The sequence below is a fragment of the Streptomyces sp. NK15101 genome (assembly GCF_020400725.1).
GTDB lineage: Bacteria > Actinomycetota > Actinomycetes > Streptomycetales > Streptomycetaceae > Streptomyces.
This window is the reverse complement of the sequence record NZ_JAINVG010000028.1, coordinates 18,420-44,340: the sequence shown is the minus strand read 5'-3', so window position 1 is coordinate 44,340 and position 25,921 is coordinate 18,420. Positions and strand designations below refer to the sequence as shown.

Sequence of the window (25,921 nt, the reverse complement as noted above, 5' to 3'; positions counted from 1 at the left end):
CGCCCCCGCCCCCGGGCTCCCCGGGGGGCGTCAGGGGGACGGCCGGCGGCGGCGCAGGGCCCGGCGGATCCGCAGGCGCAGCCCGCCGCCGGTCCCGCGGCCCGCCACCGACCGCTCGAAGCGGCGGCGGTCGTGGACGGCCCGCAGGACGGCGACGTCCTGGGTGCCGGGGGCCGGCGGCACCGGTTCGCCGAGCCGGGCGGCGCGACAGGCGTCGAAGAGGTACTGGTGCAGCGCGTTCATGCCCTCACCGTGCGCCGCGCCGCCGCGCTCCGGCCCCCGGATTGACGGCCCCCGTCAATCCGGGGCCCGCCGATTGACGACCCCCGTCAAACGGGACGACAGCTCCCCCGCCCCACCCCGCACCATGGACGGGTGAGCGTGACCATCGACATCACCGGACTGCCGCACGAGCGGATCACCTTCTGCCCCTCGCCGCTGGCCGAGCTGGGGTCCGCCCTGCACACCCTGGCCGTGCCCGCGCACCACCCCCGCCTGCACGCCTGGACCACCACGACGACGGCGGCGCTGAAGCCGGAGCTCGCGGACCGGCTCATCGAGGCCGACTTCATGTGGAACAACACCCGTTCGGACATCCTGCTGCCGTCGCGGCCCCGGGAGACCCTCGCGGAGGAGCTGGACGACCTCGACCGGATGGACGACGAGAAGTTCGTGGGCTCCGCCCTGGAGATCTCCTGCAACAGCCATTACACGGACGGCGCCCCCTCACCGCTCGTCGACGAGCGGATGCGCCGGCGCGCCCTCGACCTGGCCGCCGCGCGCGGCCCGCGCCAGGCCGCGTTCGTGGAGCGGATGCTCGCCGACCCGCCCGGCACGCGCGCGTGGATCCGGCGGCTCCTGGAGGACTGCGACGAGGCCTTCTTCGCGGACACCTGGAGCCGCGTCCGGCTCCAGCTCGCCGCAGACGCCCGCCGCAAGACGGAGCTGATGCGCCGCAAGGGGCTCGCCGAGGCAGTCGCCGACGCCTCCCCCGCGATGAGCCTGGAGGAGGACGAGCAGGGCTCCCGGATCGTCGTCGACAAGCTGATCCAGGGCCGCACCAGCGCCGAGGGCACCGCGGTGACGTTCCTGCCGACGGCCTTCGGCTGGCCGCACCTCTTCGCCCTCTACACCCCGGGCTGGCAGCCCGTCGTCCAGTACCCGATCCCCACCCGCGACCTCGGCGGCGGGGCCTCCGTGGAGGCGGTCAAACTGCGCCTGGAGGCCGTCGCCCATCCCATGCGGATGCGGCTCTGCCGCAGCCTGGCCCGGGGCTCCAGCACGACGAGCGAGCTGGCCGACGCGTACAACATCACCGCCCCCGAGGTCTCCCGCCACCTCGCGGTCATGAAGAAGGCCGGGCTGATCATCACCCAGCGCCGCGGCCGGTACGTGCACCACCAGCTCGACGTCTCCGTCGTCGCCCGCCTCGGCAGCGACTTCCTGGAGTCGGTGCTCCGGTAGGCCCGCGAGGACCGCACCGCGCCGCCGCCCGCCCGGCGCCGGGCGCCCTACATCGTGCCGCCGCCCGCCCGGACCAGACCCGTCTCGTACGCCAGGACCACGACCTGGACCCGGTCGCGCAGGCCCAGCTTGGTCAGGATGCGGCCCACGTGCGTCTTCACCGTCGCCTCGGAGAGGACGAGCCGGGCGGCGATCTCGCCGTTCGACAGGCCCTGCGCGACCAGCATCATCACCTCGCGCTCCCGCTCCGTCAGCCGCTCCAGCTCCTTGTGCTGCGGCTCCTTCCCCGAGGACGGCAGCATCGGCGAGAAGCGGTCGAGGAGCCGGCGCGTGGTCGAGGGCGCCACCACCGCGTCACCGCTGTGCACCGAGCGGATCGCGCCGAGCAGCTCCGCCGGCGGCACGTCCTTCAGCATGAAGCCGCTCGCGCCCGCCTTCAGGCCCGAGAAGGCGTACTCGTCGAGGTCGAACGTCGTCAGGATCAGCACCTTCGGCGCATCCGGCTGCGAGCAGATCCTCCGGGTCGCCTCCACCCCGTCCAGCTTCGGCATGCGCACGTCCATCAGGACGACGTCGACCTCCGTGGAACGCAGCACCTCGAGGGCCTCGACGCCGTCGCCGGCCTCCGCCACGACCTCCATGTCCGGCTGGGCGGCGAGCACCATGCGGAAACCGGTCCGCAGCAGCACCTGGTCGTCGACGAGCATCACGCGGATGGACATCAGGTCAGTTCCTTAGGGGTCGTCAGTGAGCGGGCTTGAGGGGAAGCAGGGCGCTGATCCGGAAACCGCCGCCCGGACGCGGGCCCGCGTCCAGGGTGCCGCCGACCATGCCGACCCGCTCCCGCATGCCGATCAGACCGTGGCCCCGCCCGTCGGCGCCCCCGTCCTCGTACATCTCCTGCGGAGCGCCCCGGCCGTCGTCCTCGACGAGCAGGCCGAGGCCGTCGTCGAAGTAGACGAGCCGCACGCTGGCGCCGGCGTCCGGCCCGCCGTGCTTGCGCGTGTTGGTGAGGGCCTCCTGCACGATCCGGTACGCGGTGAGCTCGACGCCGCTGGGCAGCGGGCGCGGGCTCCCCTCGATCGCGAAGTCGACGGTGAGGCCGGCGCCCCGGACCTGCTCCACGAGGTCCTCGATCTGCTGCACGTCGGGCTGGGGCACGTACTCCCCGGCCTCCTGGTGCTCACCGGTGCGCAGGATCCCGAGGAGCCTGCGCATCTCGGCGAGCGCCTGCCGGCCGGTGGTGGAGATCGTCTCCAGGGCCTGCTTGGCGGTCTCCGGGGAGGAGTCCATGACATAGGCGGCGCCGTCGGCCTGGACCACCATCACCGACACGTTGTGCGCGACGACGTCGTGCAGCTCGCGGGCGATCCGGGCCCGCTCGGCGGCGACCGCGACCTTCGCCTGGGCCTCGCGCTCCTGCTCCAGACGGGAGGCCCGCTCCTCCAGCTGCGCGAAGTAGGCGCGGCGGGTGCGGAGCGAGTCGCCGAGGACCCAGGCGAGGGCGAACGGCACGGTCATGATGATCGTGAAGAAGACCTTGGCCGCGCCGGAGCCCGTCCCCTCCATGGGCCATCTGAGCTGGGAGAGCGTGGAGGCGCTGAGCCCGCCGATGAGCGCCAGCCGGGACGCCCAGCGGGGTCCGTCGTGCGCCGCGACGGTGAAGATGATCACGAGCATGGCGAAGTCCGCCATGAACGGCATCAGGCCGAGGACGAGCTGGACGACGCCCAGCGCGACCGCGAGCACCAGCATCTTCTCCGGGGCACGCCGACGCAGGGCCACGACCAGCGAGAACAGCGCGGCGACCAGGCCGTACGCGACGGGGTGGTCCACCGTCGGGTAGGTCGTCCCCACCCACAGCAGGGAGAACCCGAGGAGGACGACGGCCCAGAAGCCGTCGACGCCCGTCGGGTGTCTGCGGATGAAGTCGTAGAGGCGCTGCACGTCACCCAGAGTAGGGAAGGGGACAGGTGCGGGGATCAACCGTGGGGGCGATCCTTGGCGCGGGACCCCTACTCCCCGAGGTGGAGACTGGGGCACGTGACGGATGAGACGTGTCAGTGGCAGGGGTGGCGGGAGGCCACGGAGCGGGCGCTGTACGGCCCCGGAGGCTTCTACCTGCGCCCCGAGGGCCCCGCGGGGCACTTCCGCACCTCGGTGCACGCCTCCCCGCTCTTCGCGGCGGCCGTGGCCCGGCTGCTCGGCGAGGTCGCGGAGGAGCTGGGCACCGCCGAGGTCGACCTGGTGGACGTGGGCGCGGGACGCGGCGAGCTGCTCACCGGCGTCCTCGCGGCGACCGCGGACAGCGGCCTGACGGTACGGGCGTACGCGGTCGAGCGCGCCGCCCGCCCGGCCGGGCTCGACCCCCGGGTGGAGTGGACGGACCGGGTGCCGCGGGGCGTGCGCGGACTGCTCTTCGCGAACGAGTGGCTCGACAACGTGCCGGTGGACGTCGCCGAGGCGGACGCGACGGGCACGGTCCGGTACGTGGAGGTCGCGCCGGACGGCACCGAACGGCTCGGCGCCCCCGTCACCGGCCCGGACGCCGACTGGCTGGCCCGTTGGTGGCCGCTGCGGGAGCCGGGCGCGCGGGCCGAGATCGGACGGCCCCGCGACGAGGCCTGGGCGGCGGCGGTCGCCTCCCTGGCGGCGGGCCGCGCGGTGGCCGTGGACTACGGGCACGTACGGGAGACCCGGCCGCCCTTCGGCTCCCTGACCGGCTTCCGCGCGGGCCGCGAGGTCCCCCCGGTCCCGGACGGAAGCTGCGACGTGACGTCCCACGTGGCCCTGGACGCGTGCGGGGACCTGGACCTTCCGGCGGAGAGCGGGCTCCCCGCCGCCGAGCTGTTCACGCAGCGGGAGGCGCTGGGGCGGCTCGGGGTGTCGGGCGGGCGGCCGCCGCTCGCGCTCGCCTCGACCGACCCCGCCGGTTACGTCCGCGCGCTCGCCGCCGCCGGCGAGGCGGCCGAGCTCACCGCGCTCGGCGGTCTCGGCGACTTCCTCTGGCTGAGCTGCCGGGTCCGTCCCTCGGGCGGGGGACCGGGGCCCCGGGGCGGCGGGGGATACTGACCGCATGACGGAGACGACGGTCGGAATCGGCGGCGCGGCGGAGAGCACCGACATGGTGCTGAACATCGGACCGCAGCATCCCTCGACCCACGGCGTGCTCCGGCTCCGGCTCGTGCTCGACGGCGAGGTCGTCCGGCACGCCGAGCCGGTGATCGGCTACATGCACCGGGGCGCCGAGAAGCTCTTCGAGGCGCGGGACTACCGGCAGATCATCATGCTGGCCAACCGCCACGACTGGCTGTCGGCCTTCTCCAACGAGCTCGGCGTCGTCATGGCCGTCGAGCGGATGCTCGGCATGGAGGTCCCGGAGCGGGCCGTGTGGACGCGGACGCTCCTCGCCGAGCTGAACCGGGTCCTCAACCACCTGATGTTCCTCGGCTCGTACCCGCTCGAACTGGGCGGGATCACCCCCGTCTTCCACGCCTTCCGCGAGCGCGAGGAGCTCCAGACGGTGATGGAGGAGGTCTCCGGCGGCCGGATGCACTACATGTTCAACCGGGTCGGCGGCCTCAAGGAGGACCTGCCCGCCGGCTGGCTGGGACGGGCGCGGCAGGCCGTCGCGGACGTCCGGTCGCGGATGGACGTGTACGACCGGCTGGTCCTCGGCAACGAGATCTTCCGGGGCCGTACGCGCGGGGTCGGCGTCCTCAGGCCGGAGACCGTCCACGCGTACGGGGTGTCCGGGCCCATCGCCCGCGCCTCGGGCGTCGACTTCGACCTGCGCCGCGACGAGCCGTACCTCGCGTACGGGGAGCTCCAGGGCACCCTGCGGGTCGCCGTGCGGCAGGAGGGCGACTGCCTCGCCCGGTTCGAGTGCCTGCTCGACCAGACGCACAACTCCCTGGACCTGGCGGACGCCTGCCTGGACCGGATGGCCGAGCTGCCGCCGGGGCCGATCAACCAGCGGCTGCCGAAGGTGCTCAAGGCGCCGGAGGGGCACACGTACGCCTGGACCGAGAACCCGCTCGGCGTCAACGGCTACTACCTGGTGTCCAAGGGCGAGAAGACCCCGTACCGGCTGAAGCTGCGCTCGGCCTCGTTCAACAACATCCAGGCGTTGGTGGAGCTGCTGCCGGGGACGCTGGTCGCCGACATGGTGGCGATCCTGGGCTCGCTCTTCTTCGTCGTGGGCGACATCGACAAGTAACGCCCCGTCACGGGCGGCCGCTCCGCCGGGGCGGTGCCCACCCCCGCCTCGCCCCGTTGTGGGCAGTCGTTCCGCTGGGGCGGAACGGGTGGGCACAACGGACGGCGCCCCTTGCCGGGCCCAGGCTCCCGCGCCTGAACGGCCACCACCGGTGTGCCGCACAACTGGGTGCGGGTCCAGGCGCGGAACGCGGAGGCGCCGCTATGGGAGCCGTCCCGTGTGCCCACCCGTCCCGCCCCAGCGGGACGACCGCCCACACGGCGGGTGGCGGAGGGGCACCGCCCAGGCGGGCGCGGCCCGCACGGGGCGGGGCCGGGGCGCCGCTCGGCAGGGGCGCGGCCGCGTGGGGCTTGGGTTCGTCAGGAGCTGACCGCGCCGCGGAGTTCGGCCACGTCCAGTTGTTCCGTCTCGTCGTGGGCCGTCAGGTCGATGACCTGGCCGATCGCCCGCGGCGGTGCCGGGACGACGGGCGCGGCGACCGGCTTGAGCAGCGGCGTCCCGGAGGCCAGGACCTCCTCGCCCACGACGTCGGCGAGGTCGCTGTTCTGCACGGCCTCGATGACGGCCGCCGCCTTCTGCGTACCGAAGAAGTCGAAGCCGCCCTCGGGGCGCGGGGCGGGCCTGCGGGCCGCGTACGGCACGACCGCGGCCGCGACCGGCACTGCGGGCAGGGCGGTGGAGGCGGCCGTACGGATGTGCTCGGTTCCGGCGGCCGCCGCGTGCTTCCCCTGCGGTTCCTCCGTCTCCCGGGCGCGCTCGGCGAGGTCGCGGGCGCGGGCGGCCTCGGCCGTGCGGCGGGCCTGCTGGGCGGCGGCGTTGCGCGGGAGGTCGCGCAGGGCCTGGGCGGCGCGGCGGAAGGCCTCCGGGGTGGGCGTGGACCCGGCGGCCGGCAGCGCCTTGGCGTCGGTGCCGGCCGTGCCTGCGGTCTCCAGGGCGAGGACGCGGCGGCCCTCCAGGGCGCTGGCCCGCTCGGTCTCCGCGGTGGCGTACCGGCGGAGCAGGTCGGCGTGCTCGCCGCGCAGTCCGGCGAGCTCCACGCGCTTGGCGCGGAGTTTGGCCTCCAGGCGGGAGCGCAGCGCGCGGGACTCCTCCAGGTCGGACTCCAGCTCGGCGGTCCGCTCCTCGGCCTTCCACTGGTCGGCGGCGCGCGCCCGGTCGAGCTCGGCGACCTTGAGGCCGGCGCTCCGGTCCCAACTGCGCATGAGGACGGCGCCGGTGACGGCGGCGGCGGCCGCCGCGGCCGCGAGCAGCCGCGCGATCACCGGGTCGCCGGGCAGCCAGGCGGCCGCGGCGCACACGACCGCGGCGCCGGCGACCGCGGAGGGCGGCAGCAGCTTGTGCAGAGGCGGGGAATGGCGGTGGCGTCCACGTGGCATGGCCTGAAATTTACCGTGCGTAGGCGTCATGTGGGGTGTCGGCCCGGCAATCTCTTGGCCACTTCTCGCCACCAGAAGTGGATATCGACGGTTCCGGTTCCGTTTCGGGCCGACTCCCCTCCCCCATCTCCTACTTCTTGAGCAGCCCCTTCGTCTCCAGATACTCCTTGGCGACGTCCTCCGGCTTCGCCCGCTCGGCGTCCACCTTGCGGTTGAGTTCGGCGAGATCCGCTGTGGTCAGCACCTCGGTGAGGCGGTCGAGCGCGGCGGCTATCTCGGGGGATCCGGCGTCCTTGGCGTTGACCACGGGCAGCACGTTGTCGGCGTTCTGCAGCTTCTTGTCGTCGGTGAGGAAGACGAGGCCGTAACCGTCGATCGTGGCGTCGGTGGTGGTCGTCAGGACCAGCTGGTCCACACCGTCCTGGACCGCCTGCTTGGCCTGCGGCGTGCCGACTCCCTTGGGATCGATCCCGGCCACGTCGATCCCGTACGTCTTCTTCAGACCGGGTGCGCAGAAGGGCCGCACCGCGCATTCGTCACCGGCCGCGATCTTCACCTTCAGCTTCGCGCGGCCGAGATCGGAAAGCGTCGTCAGCTTGTTCTTCGCGGCGAATTCCTTGGTCACCGCGAAGGCGTTCTGATCGACGGCCCCTCCGGCCGCGAGGACCTTCAGTCCGCGCGGTTCGGCGAGCTTCCGCAGCGCGTCGACCGTGGCCGTCACATCGCCCGAGGCGACCGGCTTGTCCTCGGGCGCCTTCGGGCCGTTCACCTTCGCGTTGAGGAATTCCGCGAGCGTCGCCGCGTATTCCGGGACGACGTCGATCTCGCCCTTCTCCAGCGAGGGTTCGTACAGCTCGCGATTCTTCACCGTCGTGACGGACACCGAGTATCCGGCGGCCCGCAGCGACTGCGCGTACAGCTCGGCGAGGACCTTGGCCTCCGTGAAGGCGGCCGCGCCGACCACCAGCGAGCCCTTCTGACCGCCGCCGGAGCTCCCGGACTCCTTCTTCCCGCCCTCCTCCAGGCTGTCGCCGCCGCACGCCGCGAGGGCGACGGTCAGCGCCGCCGTGCCCAGCAGCGCGCCCGCGATACGCGAGACCCTGTTCACGAGATCACCCATCCCAGTCAACGTTCGGCAATTCGTCTGTTTCGTCCGATGAGGCGGTCCGCGCCCACCAGGACGCCCTCCACCAGGAGGGCGAGCAGTGCCACGAGCACGGCGCCCGCGACCACTTGCGCGGTGTCGTACGTGGCGAACCCGGCCGTGATGATCCGGCCCAGGCCGCCCTGTCCGACCATCGCGGCGACCGTAGCCGTGGCGACCACCTGCACCGCGGCCGAGCGGATCCCGGTCATCACCACCGGCCGGGACAGCGGTAGTTCGACCCGGAGGAAGACCTGACCGCCCGTCATCCCCATGCCCCGGGCGGCCCGCACCGCCGCCCGGTCCACCTCCCGCACCCCCACGTACGCGTTGGTGAGGAGCGGGGGCATCGCGAACAGCACCAGGGCCACCACGGTCGGCACGTAGCCGGTGTTCCTCAGGGGCGACACCATGAACAGCGCGAGCACCGCGAAGACGGGGATCGCCCGCCCCACGTTCGACACGTTCACGGCGAGGGCCCCGCCCCGGCCGAGGTGGCCGAGCCACAGACCCAGCGGCAGCGCGAGCGCCGACGCGACGAGGAGCGCCGCCCCGCTCACGTACACGTGCTCGGCGAGCCGCTGCCCGATGCCGCCCTCGCCCGTCCAGTGCGCGCCGGTGGTGAGCCACCCCCAGGCGTCCGTCACGATGCCCGTCTCACCCACCTCCCGGCGCGGTCCGTATCCGGGCCCAGGGCGTGAGCAGCCGCTGGAGGCCCAGGAGCAGCAGATCGGCGGTGACGGCGAGCAGTACGCACAGCACCGAGGCGGCGAGCATCTGCGCCTTGAAGAAGGTCGGCAGGGCGTCCTCGATGAGGTTGCCCAGGCCCCCGCGGCCGACGACCGATCCGATCGTCGTCAGCGCGATCGTGGAGACCGTCGCCATCCGCACGCCGGCCATCAGCACCGGCAGCGCCAGCGGGAGCTCGACCTGCCAGAGCAGCCGCAGCGAGCCGTACCCCATGCCCCGGGCGGCCTGCCGCGTCTCGGCCGGCACCGCGGCCAGCCCCGCCAGGGTGTTGCGCACGAGGATCGTCAGCGCGTACAGCACGAGGCCGGTCACGACGAGCGCCGCCGACAGTCCGAAGAACGGCAGCAGCAGCGAGAACATCGCGAGCGACGGCACCGTGTAGAGCAGGGTGGTCAGACCGAGGACCGGGCCGGCGAACCGGGGCCGGGCACGGACGAGCAGCGCGAGGGGCACCGCGACGGCGAGCGCGATCAGCACCGACGCGACCGTGATTCCCACATGCTGGAGCAGCGCGTCCGTCAACTCCCCGCCCCGCGTGCGCAGATACTCACCGCAGATCCAGTCGTTCGTGACCAGACAGTTCGGCGCGCTCATCGTCCCTCCCCCCGGGTCGCCCACCCTCCCGAACGCTTGTGTGACGACCCTAACCCCCGCCACCGACAATCCCCGAGACCCGCCACAATGCGGCAACACGCCCTTCACACACTCCCGTCGGCCGGGAGACAGAATGGGGAACCATGATCCGGTTCGAGCACGTGACCAAGCGGTACGACGACGGCACCACGGCCGTCGACGACCTCTCCTTCGAGGTCGCCGAAGGCGAACTCGTCACCCTGGTCGGCCCCTCCGGCTGCGGCAAGACGACCACGATGACGATGGTGAACCGGCTCGTGGAGCCGACCTCGGGCCGCATACTCGTCGACGGCCAGGACATCGCCGGCGTCGACCCGGTCGCCCTGCGCCGCAAGATCGGCTACGTCATCCAGCAGGTCGGGCTCTTCCCCCACCGCACGGTCCTCGACAACACCGCGACCGTCCCCGCCCTCCTCGGCTGGAAGAAGACCGCCGCACGCGCGCGTGCCGCCGAACTCCTCGAACTCGTCGGCCTGGACCCGGCCGTGTACGGCTCCCGCTACCCCGCCCAGCTCTCCGGCGGCCAGCGCCAGCGCGTCGGCGTCGCCCGCGCGCTCGCCGCCGACCCGCCCGTCCTCCTCATGGACGAGCCCTTCGGCGCCGTCGACCCCGTCGTCCGCGAGCGCCTCCAGAACGAGTTCCTCGCCCTCCAGGCCACCGTCCGCAAGACGGTCCTCCTCGTCACCCACGACATCGAGGAAGCCGTCCGCATGGGCGACCGCATGGCCGTCTACGGACAGGGGCGCATCGAGCAGTTCGACACGCCCGCCACCGTCCTCGGCTCCCCCGCCACCCCGTACGTCGCGGACTTCGTCGGCAGCGACCGCAGCCTCAAGCGGCTCGCCGTCACCCCGGTCACCGAAGCCGACCTCGACCCTCGGACAGAAAGCACCGAGCGGTCCGCCGGAGGCCCCGAGGGGCACCAGGACGACGCCCGAGTACCCCTCGGAACCTCCCTCAAGGACGCCCTCGCCGCGCTCCTCCAGCACGACACCGGCCGCCTCACCGTCACCGGCGACGACGGCCGGCCGCTCGGCGTCCTCACCCCGGCCGGCGTCCACCGCGCCCTGCGCCGGGCCACCGCCGAATGAGCGTCAGCCCGCGCTGAGCTTCCCGGACATCCAGACCAGCCCCGGCGGGATCTCCCGGTTCCACGTGTTGAAGTTGTGACCGCCGCTCTCCAGCACGATCGACGAGACCTCCGCCGGACTCCTCACCTTCCGGATGAACTGCCGCGTCCCCTTCAGGTTGCCCTCGCCCCGCTTCGACGACGTCACCAGGAACGACGTGTTCCCCTGCCGCCCGTGGTCCAGGCTCCACAACAGGTCGCCCCGCCTGCGCAGCGCCTCGTCCCCGTGGAACAGGTCCCCGGTCGTGACGTCCTCCGCCGCCCGGTAGTACGCGGAGAAGCCCGCCCCCGCCGCGAACCGGTCCGGATGGTGCAGGGCGATCTTCAGAGCGCAGTAGCCGCCCGTCGAGTTCCCCATGAACCCCCAGTTCCGCGGCTCCGTCCCCACCCGGTACGTCCCCGAGACCGCCCTCGGCAGGTCCTCCGCGAAGAAGGTCTCCGTCTGCGGACCGCCCGGGATGTCCACGCACTCGGTGTCCCGCGGCGGCGCCACCGTCGGGCGCAGCATCACCAGGATCATCGGCTGCATCCGCCCCTCCTTCGCCTGGAGGTACGCCGTCCTCGGGTACTTGAGCCCCTTGATCAGGTTCTCCGCCGTGCCCGGATACCCCGTGAGCACCACCGCCGCCGGGAACGTCCGCCGGGCGTACTCCGACCGGAAGTACTCCGGCGGCAGGTACACATAGGCCGGCGAGACGATCCCCGACCGCTTCCCCGCCACCACGACCTTCTGTATCTGCCCCGCGACCGAAGGCCGGCCGCCACCCGGCACGTCGAGCGCCTGCGTCCCCACCACCCGCACGTCCTTCGAACCGGTCGCGTGGTCGACGACCACCCCCATCTCCTGCTCCTGCCCGAACAGGTCGGCCCACGAACCGTAGAAGAGGAACGACCGGTTCGCCCCCAGCCCCACCGCCGCGAACAACGCCACCTGGGTCGCGAGCAGCAGCCCCACCCGGCCCACGACCGGCCGCCAGCCACGCCGCGCGAGCCTCGGCCACAGCCAGACCGTGGCCAGGAACAGCACCACGGCCAGCACCACGGCCAGCACGAGGACTTTGTTGCTGGTGAGACCCATGAGACGACCGAGCCCTCTTTCCGAGATTTTCCCGTGGACGAATGAACCCGGCCCCGTACGCCGCCGTCATAGAGGGCGCACCAGCCGGAACGGCCCGCCGAACACGCCGCAGGGCCCGACCGGAGTCAAAGACCCTGCGCAGGACCACGGGAAGTACGGGAAGCCATGTCTGTCACAGTAGATGGGGACAAATCGGGATTGGTTCCGGTTCGGGTACGGCGGATTCTCCACGGCCCCCGCCCCGAGAAGGTCCCCACCCTCGTCGGCACGGCCTGCACCGCCATCGGCCTCATCGACATCGCCGCCGGCGTCTTCCCCCGCTTCCGCGCCAGCCGCATGCACGCCGTCGCCGAAATCCTCCCCGGCACCCTCGGCCCCCTCTCCGCCGCCCTCTCCCTGAGCGCCGGCGTCCTCCTCCTGCTCCTCGCCCACGGCCTCAAGCGACACAAACGCCGTGCCTGGCGCGCCGCCGTCGTCCTCCTCCCCGTCGGCGCCGCCGCCCAGTTCGTCTGGCGCCACTCCGTCCTCGGCGCCCTCCTCTCCCTCGCCCTCCTCACCCTCCTCGTACGCCACCGCAACGAATTCGCCGCCCTCCCCGACCCCCGCAGCCGCTGGCGAGCCCTCGCCAACTTCGTCGTCATGGGCGCCGGATCCATCGCCCTCGGCCTCGTCATCGTCAGCGCCCACCCACACCGCGTCATCGGCAGCCCCAGCCTCGCCGACCGACTCGAACACGTCCTCTACGGACTCCTCGGCATCGAGGGCCCCGTCGCCTACACCAAGGGCGTCGACTGGACCGTCGCCTACTCCCTCGGCGCCCTCGGCATGCTCACCGCCCTCACCACCATCTACCTGGCCTTCCGCCCCGAGCACCCCGCCGCCCGCCTCACCGACGAGGACGAGACCCGCCTGCGCGCCCTCCTCGACCAACACGGCGGCCGCGACTCCCTCGGCCACTTCGCACTCCGCCGCGACAAGGGCGTCGTCTTCTCCCCCAGCGGCAAGGCCGCCGTCTGCTACCGCGTCGTCTCCGGCGTCATGCTCGCCAGCGGCGACCCCATCGGCGACGTCGAAGCCTGGCCCGGCGCCATCGAACGCTTCATGGACGAAGCCAAAGCCCACTCCTGGACCCCCGCCGTCATGGGCTGCTCCGAAACCGGCGGCCAGGTCTGGACCCGCGAAACCGGCCTCGACGCCCTCGAACTCGGCGACGAGGCGATCGTCGACGTCGCGGACTTCTCCCTCTCGGGCCGCGCCATGCGCAACGTCCGCCAAATGGTCAAACGCATCGAACGCAACGGCTACACCACCCAGGTCCGCCGCGTCCGCGACCTCGACGACGACGAACTCGAACGCGTCCGCCGCGCCGCCGCCGACTGGCGCGGCACCGACACCGAACGCGGCTTCTCCATGGCCCTCGGCCGCATCGGCGCCCCCGGCGACGGCGACGCCGTCATAGCGACCGCCCACAAAGACGACGACGCCTCCCCCTACGGCAACCTCAAAGCGATCATCCACTTCGTGCCCTGGGGCCCCGACGGCATGTCCCTCGAACTCATGCGCCGCGACCGCTCCGCCGACCCCGGCATGAACGAGCTCCTCATCGTCGCCGCCCTCCAGGCCTCCCCCGGCCTCGGCATCACCCGCGTCTCCCTCAACTTCGCCATGTTCCGCGCCGCCCTCGCCCGCGGCGAGAAGATCGGCGCCGGCCCCGTCCTCCGCCTCTGGCGCGGACTCCTCGTCTTCCTCTCCCGCTGGTTCCAGATCGAATCGCTCTACAAGTTCAACGCCAAATTCCGGCCACGCTGGGAACCCCGCTTCGTCGTCTACCGCAAAAGCGGCGACCTCCCCCGCATCGGCTTCGCCGCCATGCAGGCAGAAGGCTTCGTGAACCTCACCCTCCCCCGGCCCTTCACCCGCAAAAACCCCACCCCCACACCCCGCCCCTGCGCCCACATCGTCCCCGCCCATACCGCCGACCGCGAGATCCGCGCCGCCTGACCGGGCCACACCTCCACCCCCCGCGCCCCCTCCACACGGCCTGATATCGCCCCTGGGCCCTACGCTGGACACATGAGTAAGACGATCGACCGGGGCACGGCCCAGGGCCTGCCGGAGTGGGACCGCTGCGCGGTCATGGGCGTGGTCAACGTGACCCCCGACTCCTTCTCCGACGGCGGCCGCTGGTTCGACACCACGGCCGCCGTCAAACACGGCCTCCACCTCGTCGCCGAAGGCGCCGACCTCGTCGACGTCGGCGGCGAATCCACCCGCCCCGGCGCCACCCGCGTCGACGAGGAGGAAGAACTCCGCCGCGTCATCCCCGTCGTCCGCGGCCTCACCGCCGAAGGCGTCACCGTCTCCGTCGACACCATGCGCGCCACCGTCGCCGCCCGCGCCGTCGAAGCCGGCGCCGTCCTCGTCAACGACGTCAGCGGCGGCCTCGCCGACCCCGCCATGGTCCCCGCCGTCGCCGCCGCCGAGGTCCCCTTCGTCGTCATGCACTGGCGCGGCTTCAGCCACAACATGAACAGCCTCGCCGTCTACGACGACGTCGTCGGCGAAGTCCTCACCGAACTCCGCACCCGCATGGAAGCCGTCATCGACGGCGGCATCGCCCCCGAACGCATCGTCATCGACCCCGGCCTCGGCTTCGCCAAACTCGCCCCCCACGACCTCGCCCTCGTCGCCCACCTCCCCGAGCTCCGCGCCCTCGGCCGCCCCCTCCTCGTCGCCGCCTCCCGCAAACGCTTCCTCGGCCACGTCCTCACCCGCGAAGGCGCCACCCCACCCCCCGCCCGCGAACGCGACGCCGCCACCGCCGCCGTCTCCGCCATCGCCGCCCACACCGGCGCCTGGGCCGTCCGCGTCCACGAGGTACGAGCCACCGCCGACGCCGTACGCGTCGCCAGGGCCGTCGAAGGAGCCGCGTGAGCCACACCGACCGAGCCACCGACGAAGCAGCCGTCGAAGCAGCCAACACCGCCTTCTACGAAGCCATGGAAACCGGCGACTTCGAAAACCTCTCCGCCCTCTGGCTCGACGACGGCACCACCCCCATCACCTGCGTCCACCCCGGCTGGCCCGTCCTCACCGGCCGCGGCGAAGTGCTCCGCTCCTACGCCTTGATCATGGCCAACACCGAGTACATCCAGTTCTTCCTCACCGACCTGCGGATCTCCCTCGCCGACGACACCGCCCTCGTCACCTGCACCGAGAACATTCTCAGCGGCGGCCCCGCCGAAGACGGCGCCGAACTCGGCCCCCTCGTCGGCCAGCTCGTCGTCGCCACCAACGTCTTCCGCCGCACACCCCGAGGCTGGCGCATCTGGTCCCACCACGCCTCCCCCGTCCTCGGCGAGACCGACGAACCCGACACCCCCGAAACAACCGGCACCGAACCCACGGAACCCCCCGCCTGACACACCCCCGGCCCCCCACGGGCAAGCGCTGTCGGTCCCCGCAGGTAGATTCGAAGTGGACACCCGGCCGTCCGCACCCGGCTGCGTGGCCAACCGAACTACGACAGCAGGAGTGATTCGCGTGGATCGTGTCGCGCTGCGCGGCCTCAGGGCCCGAGGCCACCACGGCGTCTTCCCCAAGGAGCGCGAGGAGGGCCAGACCTTCATCGTGGACCTGGTCCTCGGCCTGGACACCCGCCCGGCCGCCGCCGACGACGACCTCAGCAAGACGGTGCACTACGGCATCGTCGCCGAAGAGGTCGTCGACGTCGTCCAGGGCGAACCCGTCGACCTCATCGAAACCCTCGCCGAACGCATCGCCCAGCAGTGCCTCAGCCACACCGGGGTACAAGAAGTGGAAGTCGTCGTCCACAAACCGGACGCCCCCATCACCGTGCCGTTCGACGACGTGACCATCACGATCACCCGGAGCCGACGATGAAGCCGACACAGAGCGACCCCACCGTCCAGCCCGTACCGGCCTCCGTCGTCGCCACCGTCGACGCCGCCGACACCACCCTCTCCAACCCCCGCTGGGCCGTCCTCGCCCTCGGCGCCAACCTCGGCAACCGCCTGGAAACCCTCCAGGGCGCCATCGACGCCCTCGGCGACACGCCCGGCCTCCGCGTCAAAGCCGTCTCCCCCGTCTACGAGACGGCCCCCTGGGGCGTCGAACCCGGCACCCAGCCCTCCTACCTCAACGCCGTCGCCCTCGTGAAGACGACACTCCCGCCCTCCTCCCTCCTCGAGCGGGCCCACGCCGTCGAAGAGGCCTTCCACCGAGTCCGCGAAGAACGCTGGGGCGCCCGCACCATCGACGTCGACATCATCACCTACGCCGACGTCGTCTCCGAGGACCCCGTCCTCACCCTCCCGCACCCCCGCGCCCACCAGCGCGCCTTCGTCCTCGCCCCCTGGCACGACGTCGACCCCGGCGCCCGGATCCCCGGACACGGCCCCGTCGCCGAACTCCTCGCCGCCCTGGGCCACGAAGGCGTCACTCCCCGTGCCGACCTGGAACTCCGTCTGCCCGAGTAGTCGTTACGCTCGGGGAGACCGCCCGGCGACCACGACCGACGACCACACGAAGGACATCCGGTGAAACAACTGCGGCTGAAGGTACTCACCGGACTGTTCCTGGTCGCCGGCATCCTCTCCTGGGGCGCCGCCCGCCTCTGGGACTCGGTCGGCACCCTCCCCAGCGTGCCGATCGCCGCACCCATCGTCCTCGCCGTCATCGCCGTCGTCCTCACCGCGACCGCCCTCTCCATCCGCACCCGCCTCAAGGCCCAGCGCGAGCGCCGACCCGGCGCCAAGGGCGTCGAACCCCTGATGGCGGCCCGCGCGGTGGTCTTCGGCCAGGCGAGCGCCCTGGTCGCCGCCCTCGTCGCCGGCATGTACGGCGGCACGGGCGTCTTCCTCCTCGGCTCCCTCGACGTCCCCGCCCGCCGCGACCAGGCCCTCTACGCGGCCTTCTCGGTCGCGGCGGGCATCGCCGTCATCGCCGCGGCCCTCTTCCTGGAGCGGGTGTGCAAGCTCCCGGAGGACGACGACAAGAACCACACCGCAGCGGCGTAGCGGCTACCCGGGCCGGCGCGCGAGGTGCCCGTTCACCAGGAAGGTGGGGTACGGCGAGAGCTCGTACCCGTAGAAGGTGAAGGGTTTGGTGCCGAGCGCGGGGCGGGGGCGGACTTCGTGGACCTGGACCCAGGAGGACTCGGGCGGGTCCAGGGGGTGGTGCTCGGGGGTGAAGGTGCCCCGGCTGGTCCAACGATCCGATACGCAGAGTCGCGAGGCGCCTTTGTCCCTGGCTCGCGGGGTGAACCGTGCCCCGATGATCGGGGCGATTTCGGCAAGGAAGGGAACGTTGGCGCTCGTGATCACACGCGCGTCCCATCCCTTGATGGGGCAGCCGTCACCTTCGATGTATCCGTCGAGGAATCCCTTGAAGGTCTCCAGGTCCCGCAGGACGACCCGGGGGAAGCGTTGCCGCATGTGGTGTGCGTCCCCGCCCACGTAGTGCCGCAGCGCGTCCGAGAGGTACGAGGAGACCACTCGCACGCGGAAGCCGGGCAGATCCCGCTTCAGATAGCCGGATGGCCGAGTCACCGCCTCCAGGCGAGCCGGCAGTCCTGTGCAGGACGTCAGAGCGGCCGCGTAGCGCGTTGCGAAGGCTTCCTCGTTCACCACCAGCGACACATAGTTCTTGCCGACCGTGCCGTCGGCGCAGGTGGCCCCCACGAAGTAGCCGAACTCGTACCCCGGCCTGATCGTCAGCCGCTCCCGGCGCAGTTTCCGCGCGTGCGTCCAGGCGACCGTCGCCCCCGCCACGTCCGCCGCGCGCTTCCACCCTTCCGGGGTGAGCAGCAGCAGATCCGGACCGGCGGTGAAGGTCATGTGGCCCGTGACCACGTCGACGGCCTGCCGCCCCCTCACCGCCGTCACGTCCACGACCGTGGTCCGCACCGTCCGGTCGCCGTCCAGCGTCCACATCACGCTGCCCGGCACCACGTTCTTGGCCTGAGCGCAGCCGCCCACCAGGTTGACCAGCATCTTGCTGGTCGGCCCGTACCCCATACCGCCCCCTTGATCAGCGATGAACTCCGCTGATCAAGGACGCTATGGAGCAAGGCGGACAGTCCGCCACTAGCGGGCCAATATCAGGGACATGGCCTCAGCACGTGTAGTAGCGTCACGAAGTTGACCTCGTACCGCCGAGGTCGTCGTCTTCGCGCCCGGCTTGCGGATGCCGCGGAGCGACATGCACATGTGCTCGGCCTCGATCACGACGATCGCGCCTCGGGCCTCGAGGATCTTCATCAGCGAATCGGCGATCTGGGTCGTCAGGCGCTCCTGGACCTGCGGGCGCCGCGCGAACACGTCGACCAGGCGGGCCAGTTTCGAGAGCCCCGTGATCTTGCCGCTTTCCGCAGGGATGTAGCCCACATGGGCCACGCCATGGAACGGGAGCAAATGATGTTCGCAGAAGCTAACGAGTTCGATGTCCTTCACGAGGACCATTTCGTCATGCCCGAGGTCAAAAGTCGTGGTCAGGACATCCTCAGGCTCCTGGCGCATACCTGCCAGCAATTCCCTATATGCACGTGCAACGCGTGCGGGCGTCTGCTGCAAACCCTCGCGGTCCGGATCCTCGCCGACCGCGATGAGGAGCTCCCGTACGGCATTCTCGGCGCGCTTCTCGTCGAACTCGCCGATCGTGCCCTCGCCGTCCAGCGTCACCGGGTCGGTCATCCTGTGCCTCGTTCCGTCTGACTGTGTGCGCGCGAAATAGCCGCGCCCCCACAGGCTAGAACCTGTGGGGGCGCGGCTTCCATTCCGGGGTGCCGGGGCGGTCAGTCCTCGGGGGTCTCCACCGGGGCGATGTCGATGCCCTTGGTGGTGTCGACCGCCGGGGTCGCCGAGCCGTTCGCGCTGTTCGTCAGGGCGAGCTCCTTGGGGGAGAGCACCGGCGGGCGCGTGGACGGGGTGCGGCGGCTGGAGCCGGTCCAGGCCGGGCGGGCCGGGCGCTTGACGATGGGGGCGAAGATCTCGGCGATCTCCTCCTTGCCCAGCGTCTCCTTCTCCAGGAGGGCGAGGACCAGGTTGTCGAGGACGTCGCGGTTCTCGACGAGGATCTCCCAGGCCTCGTTGTGCGCGGTCTCGATGAGCTTCTTGACCTCTTCGTCGACCAGTGCGGCGACTTCTTCCGAGTAGTCGCGCTGGTGCGCCATCTCGCGGCCGAGGAAGGGCTCGGTGTTGTCGCCGCCGAACTTGATGGCGCCGAGTCGCTCGGTCATGCCGTACTGGGTGACCATCGCGCGGGCCGTGGCGGTGGCCTTCTCGATGTCGTTCGCGGCGCCCGTGGTCGGGTCGTGGAAGACGAGCTCCTCGGCCGCGCGGCCGCCCAGCATGTAGGCGAGCTGGTCGAGCATCTCGTTGCGGGTGGTCGAGTACTTGTCCTCGTCCGGGAGGACCATCGTGTAGCCCAGGGCGCGGCCGCGGGACAGGATGGTGATCTTGTGGACGGGGTCGGAGTTGGGGGAGGCCGCGGCGACGAGGGCGTGGCCGCCCTCGTGGTAGGCGGTGATCTTCTTCTCCTTGTCCGACATGATCCGGGTCCGCTTCTGCGGGCCCGCGACCACGCGGTCGATCGCCTCGTCCAGTGCCTTGTTGTCGATCAGCTTCTGGTCGCTGCGGGCGGTGAGGAGCGCCGCCTCGTTGAGGACGTTGGAGAGGTCCGCGCCGGTGAAGCCGGGGGTGCGGCGGGCGACGGCGCCGAGGTCGACGTCGGGGGCGACCGGCTTGCCCTTCTGGTGGACCTTGAGGATCTCCAGGCGGCCCTGCATGTCGGGGCGGTCGACGGCGATCTGCCGGTCGAAGCGGCCGGGGCGCAGGAGGGCGGGGTCGAGGATGTCGGGGCGGTTGGTGGCGGCGATGAGGATGACGCCGCCCTTGACGTCGAAGCCGTCCATCTCGACGAGGAGCTGGTTGAGGGTCTGCTCGCGCTCGTCGTGGCCGCCGCCGAGGCCGGCGCCGCGGTGGCGTCCGACGGCGTCGATCTCGTCGACGAAGACGATGGCGGGGGCGTTGGCCTTGGCCTGTTCGAAGAGGTCGCGGACGCGGCTGGCGCCGACGCCGACGAACATCTCGACGAAGTCGGATCCGGAGATGGAGTAGAAGGGCACTCCGGCTTCGCCGGCGACGGCGCGGGCGAGGAGCGTCTTGCCGGTTCCGGGCGGGCCGTAGAGCAGGACGCCCTTGGGGATCTTGGCGCCGACGGCCTGGAACTTCGCGGGTTCCTGGAGGAATTCCTTGATCTCGTGGAGTTCCTCGACGGCTTCGTCGGAGCCGGCGACGTCGGCGAAGGTGGTCTTGGGGGTGTCCTTGGTGATGAGCTTCGCCTTGGACTTGCCGAACTGCATGACGCGGGAGCCGCCGCCCTGCATCTGGTTCATCAGGAAGAGGAAGACGACCACGATGAGGACGAAGGGGAGGAGCGAGAGCAGGATCGAGACGAAGGGCGACTGCTTCGTCGGGGAGACGGTGTAGCCCTTCTCGATCTGCCCGGCCTCGAACTTCTCCTGAAGCTTGTCGGCGAGGTCGGCGCCTTGGGTGCCGATGTAGCTGGCCTGGAGCTTGTCGGCCTTGTTGATCTTCTGACCGTCGATGAGGTCGATCTTGATGAGCTGCTCATCACCGGTGGTGAGTTTTGCCTGCTTGACCTGGTTCTTGTCGATCGCCTGGACGACCTGGCCGGTGTCCACCGTCTTGTAGCCCTCGGACGAGCCGACGACCTGCATCAGCACGACCACGGCGAGGACGGCCAGCACGATCCACATGACCGGCCCACGGAAGTATCGCTTCACGTCCATCCATACGGAGCGAGTACGCCCCGTCCCTCCTGCCCGTAGGAAAATGCTGCTGTGAGAGCTGCAGTGTGAAAAAGCTGTTCTTCGGACGGTACCTCAGCATCGTCGCCCGCGACCGCCTTCCCATGGTTCAACGGAGGGAAGGCGGTGCGGGTTCCCGGTACGGCCGGGTACTCAGCCGCCGTAGACGTGCGGGGCGAGCGTGCCGACGAAGGGGAGGTTCCGGTACTTCTCGGCGTAGTCGAGGCCGTAGCCGACGACGAACTCGTTGGGGATGTCGAAGCCGATCCACTTGACGTCGATGGCGACCTTGGCGGCTTCGGGCTTGCGCAGCAGGGTGCACACCTCGAGGGAGGCGGGCTCGCGCGAGCCGAGGTTCGACAGCAGCCAGGACAGGGTCAGGCCGGAGTCGATGATGTCCTCGACGATCAGGACGTGCTTGCCCTTGATGTCGGTGTCGAGGTCCTTGAGGATGCGGACGACGCCCGAGGACTGGGTGCCGGCGCCGTAGGAGGAGACGGCCATCCAGTCCATGGTGACGGGGGTGGAAAGGGCGCGAGCCAGATCCGCCATCACCATCACCGCGCCCTTGAGGACGCCGATGATGAGCAGGTCCTTGCCCGCGTATTCCGCGTCGATCTTCGCGGCCAGCTCTGCCAGCTTGGCGTCGATCTCTTCCTTGGTGATGAGCACCGACTGGAGGTCGGTGCCCATGTCCTTCTCGTTCACCCGGGTCACTTTCGTTGCAGCGTGCGTCAGCCTTGCCGGATGACCAGTCTGCCACCCTGGCGGCGGGCTTCGACTCGGCCGGGCAGGTTGATGGCTCCCTGGCCGCGCCATCCGGTGATGAGCCGGTCGACTTCTTCGATGTGGCGGGCGAAGAGGGAGCCGGCGGGGGCGCCCTCCGCGATGACGGCGCGGCGCAGGACTCGGCGGCGTACGGCGGGGGGCAGCCCGAAGAGTTTGGCGCATTCGAGGGCGCCCGCCTCGTCGCGTACGGCGGTCTCGGCGTCGGCGGCCCAGGTGTCGAGGGCGTCGGCGTCGTCGCGGGAGAGCTGGGCCGTTCGGGCGAGGGCTTCGACGACGCCTTTTCCGAGGGCCTTCTCGAGGGCGGGGAGGCCTTCGTGGCGGAGTCGGGAGCGGGTGTAGGCGGGGTCGCTGTTGTGGGGGTCGTCCCAGACGGCGAGTTCTTGGGCGATGCAGGCCTTGCGGACGGTTTGGCGGTCGAGCTGGAGGAAGGGGCGCCGGTAGCGGCCGGAGGTGCCGGAGACGGCGGCCATGCCGGAGAGGGAGCGGATGCCGGAGCCGCGGGCGAGGCCGAGGAGGACGGTTTCGGCTTGGTCGTCGCGGGTGTGGCCGAGGAGGACGGCGGTGGCGCCGTGGCGTTCGGCCGCGGCGTCGAGGGCGGCGTACCGGGCGTCGCGGGCGGCGGCTTCGGGTCCTCCTTCGCGGCCGACGGTGACGGCGACGGCTTCGGCGGGGGTGAGGCCGAGGGCGGTCATGCGTCCGGCGACCTCGGCGGCTCGGGTGTCGGAGCCGTCCTGGAGGCCGTGGTCGACGGTGATGCCGCCGGCGCGTACGGGGAGTTTGCGGGCCTCGAAGGCGAGGGCGGAGGCGAGCGCCATGGAGTCGGCGCCGCCGGAGCAGGCGACGAGCACGAGCGGTTCGTCGCCGGTGGTGTGGTCGGTGAGGACGTCGTGGAGTACGCGGCGGACCGCCAGGCGTATCGCCGCGACCGCAGGATGGGGACCCATGTCCGGTGCCCTTCGTGAATGGGGTGGGGTGCCTCGGTCGGAGTCTTAACGGTCGGAAAGGGGGGTTCGGTCACTCAGAGTGCGTCGATGGTGACAGAAACACGCCCGTTACCCGAGCATTGCACGCCTCACCCCATGGTCAGGGTCCCTCGGATGGGTGATTGGTGGGGTGTTCTCATGTGTCCCCGTGTCGTGTGCCGCTCCTGTCTCAGGAGTCTGCTTTACGGTGCACCCTCGCGATCCAGTCGGCGGGGTCCGCGATCTCGGCCTTGGTGGGGAGTGTGTTGGGTGAGGTCCACACGCGGTTGAAGCCTTCCATGCCGACCTGGTCGACGACGGCGCGGACGAAGCGTTCGCCGTCGCGGTACTGGCGGAGTTTGGCGTCGAGGCCGAGGAGCCTGCGCAGGGCGAGGTCGAGGCGGGAGGCGCCGCGGGCGCGGCGGGCCTGGAACTTCTCGCGGATCTCGGCGACGGAGGGGACGACCTGGGGTCCGACGCCGTCCATGACGTAGTCGGCGTGGCCTTCGAGGAGCGACATGACGGCGGTGAGGCGGCCGAGGATCTCGCGCTGTTCGGGGGTCTGGACGAGTTCGACGAGGGAGGGGGAGGGTTCGCCCTCCTCGCCTTCGGGGCGGCCGCCGGCGAGGGTCTGGACGGCTTCGCGGAGGCGTTCGACCACGGTGCCGGGGTCGACGTCGGTGGCGGCGAGGAACGACTGGATTTCGCCCTGGAGGTGGTCGCGCAGCCAGGGGACGGCGGTGAACTGGGTGCGGTGGGTCTCTTCGTGGAGGCAGACCCAGAGGCGGAAGTCGTGGGGGGAGACGTCGAGTTCGCGTTCGACGTGGACGATGTTGGGGGCGACGAGGAGGAGGCGTCCGCCGCCGTTCTCGCCGGCGGGGAGGTCGCGGGTGGCGGGGGCGAAGGTCTCGTACTGGCCGAGGATGCGGGAGGCGAGGAAGGACAGGAGCATGCCGAGCTCGACGCCGGTGACCTTGCCGCCGACGGCGCCGAGGACGGCGCTGCCGGGGGTGGCGGAGCGGCGTTCCTGCATCTTGCCGAGGAGGGGGGTGAGGAGTTCGCGGAAGCCGGCGACGTTGGCCTTGATCCAGCCGACGCGGTCGACGACGAGGACGGGGGTGTCGGCGATGGTCCGGGCTTCGGCGTCCTCGGGGATCATGCGGGTGTAGGCGCGGACGTGTTCTTCGGAGGCTTTGGCGTGCCTGCGGAGTTCGGCGACGACCTCGCGGGCCTCGTCGCGGCTGACTTCGGGTCCGGGCCGCACGAGGCGGGTCGCGGTCGCGACCGCGAGGTTCCAGTCGACCATCCCGGATGTGCCTGCGCCACCGATGCTCGTCATGCGTCAACCGTACGGGTTCGGCGCCTGTTCGGTCAGGGTTCGGTGCCGTTCGGACACGGGTGGGGGACGGATGGGGTGGTGGTCACTTCTGGCCGGCGAGGGCGGCGGAGAGCCGGTCCAGGGCGGGCTGGGCCTGGTCCGGGGAGGGGGTGCGGCCGGCGAGGAACGCGAAGGCGAGGAGGCGTCCGTCGGGGGTGACGACGGTTCCGGCGAGTGTGTTGACGCCGGTGAGGGTGCCGGTCTTGGCCCGGACGAGTCCGGCGCCGGCGGGGGCGGTGTCGAAGCGGCCGGCGAGGGTGCCGGTGAAGCCGCCGACGGGGAGTCCGGTGAGGAGGGGGCGCAGGGCGGGGCGGGGGGGGTCGGCCGCTCGGGTGAGGAGGCCGGTGAGGAGGGCTGCGGAGACGCGGTCGCGGCGGTCGAGTCCGCTGCCGTCGGCGAAGCGGGCGCCGGCGAGGGGGAGGCGGAGTCGGGCGAGCTCGTCGTGCACGGCCTTTTCGGCGCCCTGGAAGCTGGCGGGCTGCCCGTGGGCGAGGGCGGTCTGGCGGGCGAGGGCCTCGGCGAGGTCGTTGTCGCTGTGGGTGAGGGTGTGCTCGACGAGGTCGGCGAGGGGGGCTGATTCGGTGCGGGCGAGGGGGGCGGCTCGGGGGGTGGTTCCGGGGGCGGGGTTCCCGGTGATCGTGATGCCGGCTTCGGTGAGGAGTTCCGCGAAGGCGGTGGCGGTGTCGCCGGCGGGGTCGGCGGTGCGGGGGGCGGGGCCGCTGGTGCTGTCGTCGAGGCGGCCTTCGCGGGTCATGAGGGCGACGACGGGGGCGATGTTCTCGTTGGGGCCGATGGGGTGGAGTTCGGGGCCCCGGTAGAGGTGCGTGTCGTAGGCGAGGCGTACGGAGGTGTGGCCGCGGGTCTTGAGGGCGCGGGCGGTGTCGGCGGCGAGGGCCTTGAGGCGGGGCGGGTCGAGGGTGGGGTCGCCGCCGCCGGTGAGGGTGACGCTCTTGCCGTCGGGGGCGGCGGTGACGGTGGTGGGGATGCGGTGGTCGGGGCCGAGGGCGGAGAGTGCGGCCGCGGTGGTGGCGATCTTGACGGTGGAGGCGGGTGTCATGGGGGTGGTGGCGCCTTCGCCGTACAGCTGCTTCCCGGTGGCGGTGTCGACGACGGAGGCGGTGCGGAGCGAGCCGAGGCCGGGGTCGGCGAGGAGCGGGACGAGGGCGGCGGCGAGGTCGGCGTGGCGTCCGGCGGTGGGGGCGTGCAGGGAGGTGAGGACGCCGGGGGCGCTGGGGGCGGGTGCGGGGCGGCGGGGGGCGACGGGCGCGGGGGGCGGGGCGTGATGCGCGCCACCCGTCGTGGGGGCGGCGGCGCGGGCCCGCTCGGCCGTACGCTGGCCTCCGTCCCATGGTCCGGCCGCGGTCACCGCCGCGGCGGCCAGGACGAGACCGAGGGCGGCGGAGCCCGCCGTGAGCTGCCACGTCCTCGGCTCCGGCATTGCTGACCAGCCCCTTTCGCGATCACACACGTGCGTGAGGGACACTTAATCACCGCGCGTCGTCGCGAGCATTCACTTGTGTTGATTCAGGAGGAGCCACCCGTGGAGTTCGACGTTCTCATCGAGATCCCCAAGGGATCGCGGAACAAGTACGAGGTCGACCACGAGACCGGTCGCATCCGCCTGGACCGTCGTCTCTTCACGTCGACGGCCTACCCGACGGACTACGGCTACGTCGAGAACACCCTGGGTGAGGACGGCGACCCGCTGGACGCGCTGGTGATCCTGGACGAGCCCACCTTCCCGGGCTGCCTGATCAAGTGCCGCGCCATCGGCATGTTCCGCATGACGGACGAGGCCGGCGGCGACGACAAGCTGCTGTGCGTGCCGGCGACGGACCCGCGCATGGAGCACCTGCGGGACATCCACCACGTGGCGGAGTTCGACCGCCTGGAGATCCAGCACTTCTTCGAGGTCTACAAGGACCTGGAGCCGGGCAAGTCGGTCGAGGGTGCGGACTGGGTCGGTCGCGCCGAGGCCGAGGCCGAGATCGAGAAGTCGTTCGCGCGCGCCAAGGAGCAGGGCGGCCACTGAGCCTCTGATTCCGGGTTGACGTGAAGGCGGTGCGCCTCTTGGGGCGCACCGCCTTTCGCGTGTCCGTCGCACCTTCATACTGGAATCCAGGATTCCCCGGGGATGAGGCGGAGAGA

26 protein-coding genes are annotated in these 25,921 nt (G+C 71.6%); 11 read left to right on the top strand and 15 right to left on the bottom strand.

Annotation, left to right across the window (positions count from 1 at the left end; genetic code table 11):
- Positions 1-30 precede the first annotated feature (30 nt).
- A complete protein-coding gene (locus K7G60_RS17265) occupies positions 31-243 on the bottom strand; it encodes a hypothetical protein (protein WP_225801802.1) in 213 nt (70 codons plus the stop codon).
- Between the two features lie 138 nt (positions 244-381).
- On the opposite strand from K7G60_RS17265, the gene K7G60_RS17260 reads away from it, so the two are divergent.
- Positions 382-1,464: a DUF5937 family protein gene (locus tag K7G60_RS17260; protein WP_225801841.1), complete on the top strand. Its 1,083-nt coding sequence runs from the start codon at positions 382-384 to the stop codon at positions 1,462-1,464.
- 47 nt (positions 1,465-1,511) lie between these two features.
- Here K7G60_RS17260 and K7G60_RS17255 read toward each other — a convergent pair whose 3' ends face one another.
- Together K7G60_RS17255 and K7G60_RS17250 are read right to left on the bottom strand one after the other, a co-directional pair.
- On the bottom strand, positions 1,512-2,186 hold the full coding sequence (locus K7G60_RS17255) for a response regulator transcription factor (RefSeq protein ID WP_225801801.1): 675 nt from the start codon (positions 2,184-2,186) through the stop codon (positions 1,512-1,514).
- Positions 2,187-2,208: 22 nt separating this feature from the next.
- Positions 2,209-3,411, bottom strand: coding sequence for a sensor histidine kinase (locus K7G60_RS17250; RefSeq protein WP_225801800.1), 1,203 nt, complete (start codon positions 3,409-3,411; stop codon positions 2,209-2,211).
- Between the two features lie 96 nt (positions 3,412-3,507).
- On the opposite strand from K7G60_RS17250, the gene K7G60_RS17245 reads away from it, so the two are divergent.
- The gene (locus tag K7G60_RS17245) at positions 3,508-4,536 is read left to right on the top strand and encodes an SAM-dependent methyltransferase (RefSeq protein ID WP_225801799.1); all 1,029 of its coding nucleotides are present in this window, start codon (positions 3,508-3,510) and stop codon (positions 4,534-4,536) included.
- Positions 4,537-4,540: 4 nt separating this feature from the next.
- A complete protein-coding gene (locus K7G60_RS17240) occupies positions 4,541-5,683 on the top strand; it encodes an NADH-quinone oxidoreductase subunit D (RefSeq protein ID WP_225801798.1) in 1,143 nt (380 codons plus the stop codon).
- 359 nt (positions 5,684-6,042) lie between these two features.
- Here K7G60_RS17240 and K7G60_RS17235 read toward each other — a convergent pair whose 3' ends face one another.
- The 4 genes from K7G60_RS17235 to K7G60_RS17220 form a co-directional block, all read right to left on the bottom strand.
- Positions 6,043-7,059, bottom strand: coding sequence for a hypothetical protein (locus K7G60_RS17235; protein WP_225801797.1), 1,017 nt, complete (start codon positions 7,057-7,059; stop codon positions 6,043-6,045).
- A 130-nt stretch (positions 7,060-7,189) separates the two neighbouring features.
- Positions 7,190-8,179 (bottom strand): ABC transporter substrate-binding protein, encoded by a 990-nt coding sequence (locus K7G60_RS17230; protein WP_225801796.1) that lies wholly within the window; start codon positions 8,177-8,179, stop codon positions 7,190-7,192.
- 5 nt (positions 8,180-8,184) lie between these two features.
- On the bottom strand, positions 8,185-8,868 hold the full coding sequence (locus tag K7G60_RS17225; RefSeq protein ID WP_225801795.1) for an ABC transporter permease: 684 nt from the start codon (positions 8,866-8,868) through the stop codon (positions 8,185-8,187).
- Positions 8,861-9,547 carry an ABC transporter permease gene (locus K7G60_RS17220; protein WP_225801794.1) on the bottom strand — a complete coding sequence of 229 codons (687 nt, stop codon included), beginning with the start codon at positions 9,545-9,547 and terminating at the stop codon, positions 8,861-8,863. The genes K7G60_RS17225 and K7G60_RS17220 overlap by 8 nt, the downstream gene beginning before the upstream one ends.
- 143 nt (positions 9,548-9,690) lie before the next feature.
- Between K7G60_RS17220 and K7G60_RS17215 the strand changes: the two genes are divergently transcribed.
- Complete coding sequence (locus K7G60_RS17215; protein ID WP_225801793.1) at positions 9,691-10,677, top strand: ABC transporter ATP-binding protein; 987 nt, start codon at positions 9,691-9,693, stop codon at positions 10,675-10,677.
- A 3-nt stretch (positions 10,678-10,680) separates the two neighbouring features.
- On the opposite strand, the gene K7G60_RS17210 is transcribed toward K7G60_RS17215, so the two are convergent.
- Entirely contained in the window at positions 10,681-11,793 is a 1,113-nt protein-coding gene (locus tag K7G60_RS17210) for an esterase family protein (RefSeq protein WP_225801792.1), read from the bottom strand.
- A gap of 165 nt (positions 11,794-11,958) precedes the next feature.
- Here K7G60_RS17210 and K7G60_RS17205 point away from each other — a divergent pair, with 165 nt between their 5' ends.
- The 6 genes from K7G60_RS17205 to K7G60_RS17180 all read left to right on the top strand — a co-directional run bounded on the left by K7G60_RS17205 (position 11,959) and on the right by K7G60_RS17180 (position 16,832).
- Positions 11,959-13,794 (top strand): phosphatidylglycerol lysyltransferase domain-containing protein, encoded by a 1,836-nt coding sequence (locus K7G60_RS17205; RefSeq protein WP_225801791.1) that lies wholly within the window; start codon positions 11,959-11,961, stop codon positions 13,792-13,794.
- Between the two features lie 135 nt (positions 13,795-13,929).
- Positions 13,930-14,727 carry a dihydropteroate synthase gene (gene folP / locus K7G60_RS17200; protein ID WP_225801840.1) on the top strand — a complete coding sequence of 266 codons (798 nt, stop codon included), beginning with the start codon at positions 13,930-13,932 and terminating at the stop codon, positions 14,725-14,727.
- Positions 14,724-15,215 carry a nuclear transport factor 2 family protein gene (locus K7G60_RS17195; protein WP_225801790.1) on the top strand — a complete coding sequence of 164 codons (492 nt, stop codon included), beginning with the start codon at positions 14,724-14,726 and terminating at the stop codon, positions 15,213-15,215. Before folP ends, K7G60_RS17195 begins: the two co-directional genes overlap by 4 nt.
- Before the next feature lie 121 nt (positions 15,216-15,336).
- Positions 15,337-15,696: a dihydroneopterin aldolase gene (folB, locus tag K7G60_RS17190; RefSeq protein WP_225801789.1), complete on the top strand. Its 360-nt coding sequence runs from the start codon at positions 15,337-15,339 to the stop codon at positions 15,694-15,696.
- Positions 15,693-16,292 carry a 2-amino-4-hydroxy-6-hydroxymethyldihydropteridine diphosphokinase gene (folK, locus tag K7G60_RS17185; protein WP_225801788.1) on the top strand — a complete coding sequence of 200 codons (600 nt, stop codon included), beginning with the start codon at positions 15,693-15,695 and terminating at the stop codon, positions 16,290-16,292. The genes folB and folK overlap by 4 nt, the downstream gene beginning before the upstream one ends.
- A 60-nt stretch (positions 16,293-16,352) precedes the next feature.
- Positions 16,353-16,832, top strand: coding sequence for a DUF3180 domain-containing protein (locus K7G60_RS17180; RefSeq protein WP_225801787.1), 480 nt, complete (start codon positions 16,353-16,355; stop codon positions 16,830-16,832).
- A 3-nt stretch (positions 16,833-16,835) separates the two neighbouring features.
- Here K7G60_RS17180 and K7G60_RS17175 read toward each other — a convergent pair whose 3' ends face one another.
- The 7 genes from K7G60_RS17175 to dacB all read right to left on the bottom strand — a co-directional run bounded on the left by K7G60_RS17175 (position 16,836) and on the right by dacB (position 25,211).
- On the bottom strand, positions 16,836-17,831 hold the full coding sequence (locus K7G60_RS17175; RefSeq protein WP_225801786.1) for a hypothetical protein: 996 nt from the start codon (positions 17,829-17,831) through the stop codon (positions 16,836-16,838).
- Positions 17,832-17,900: 69 nt separating this feature from the next.
- Positions 17,901-18,506 (bottom strand): GTP cyclohydrolase I FolE, encoded by a 606-nt coding sequence (folE, locus tag K7G60_RS17170; RefSeq protein WP_225801785.1) that lies wholly within the window; start codon positions 18,504-18,506, stop codon positions 17,901-17,903.
- 101 nt (positions 18,507-18,607) lie between these two features.
- Complete coding sequence (gene ftsH / locus K7G60_RS17165) at positions 18,608-20,626, bottom strand: ATP-dependent zinc metalloprotease FtsH (protein WP_225801784.1); 2,019 nt, start codon at positions 20,624-20,626, stop codon at positions 18,608-18,610.
- Between the two features lie 171 nt (positions 20,627-20,797).
- On the bottom strand, positions 20,798-21,337 hold the full coding sequence (gene hpt / locus K7G60_RS17160; protein WP_225801839.1) for a hypoxanthine phosphoribosyltransferase: 540 nt from the start codon (positions 21,335-21,337) through the stop codon (positions 20,798-20,800).
- Between the two features lie 41 nt (positions 21,338-21,378).
- Complete coding sequence (gene tilS, locus K7G60_RS17155) at positions 21,379-22,377, bottom strand: tRNA lysidine(34) synthetase TilS (protein ID WP_225801783.1); 999 nt, start codon at positions 22,375-22,377, stop codon at positions 21,379-21,381.
- 208 nt (positions 22,378-22,585) lie between these two features.
- The gene (locus tag K7G60_RS17150; RefSeq protein ID WP_225801782.1) at positions 22,586-23,734 is read right to left on the bottom strand and encodes a zinc-dependent metalloprotease; all 1,149 of its coding nucleotides are present in this window, start codon (positions 23,732-23,734) and stop codon (positions 22,586-22,588) included.
- An 82-nt stretch (positions 23,735-23,816) separates the two neighbouring features.
- Complete coding sequence (dacB, locus tag K7G60_RS17145) at positions 23,817-25,211, bottom strand: D-alanyl-D-alanine carboxypeptidase/D-alanyl-D-alanine-endopeptidase (RefSeq protein WP_225801781.1); 1,395 nt, start codon at positions 25,209-25,211, stop codon at positions 23,817-23,819.
- A gap of 102 nt (positions 25,212-25,313) precedes the next feature.
- On the opposite strand from dacB, the gene K7G60_RS17140 reads away from it, so the two are divergent.
- Positions 25,314-25,805 (top strand): inorganic diphosphatase, encoded by a 492-nt coding sequence (locus K7G60_RS17140; protein WP_123453014.1) that lies wholly within the window; start codon positions 25,314-25,316, stop codon positions 25,803-25,805.
- Positions 25,806-25,921: the final 116 nt, after the last annotated feature.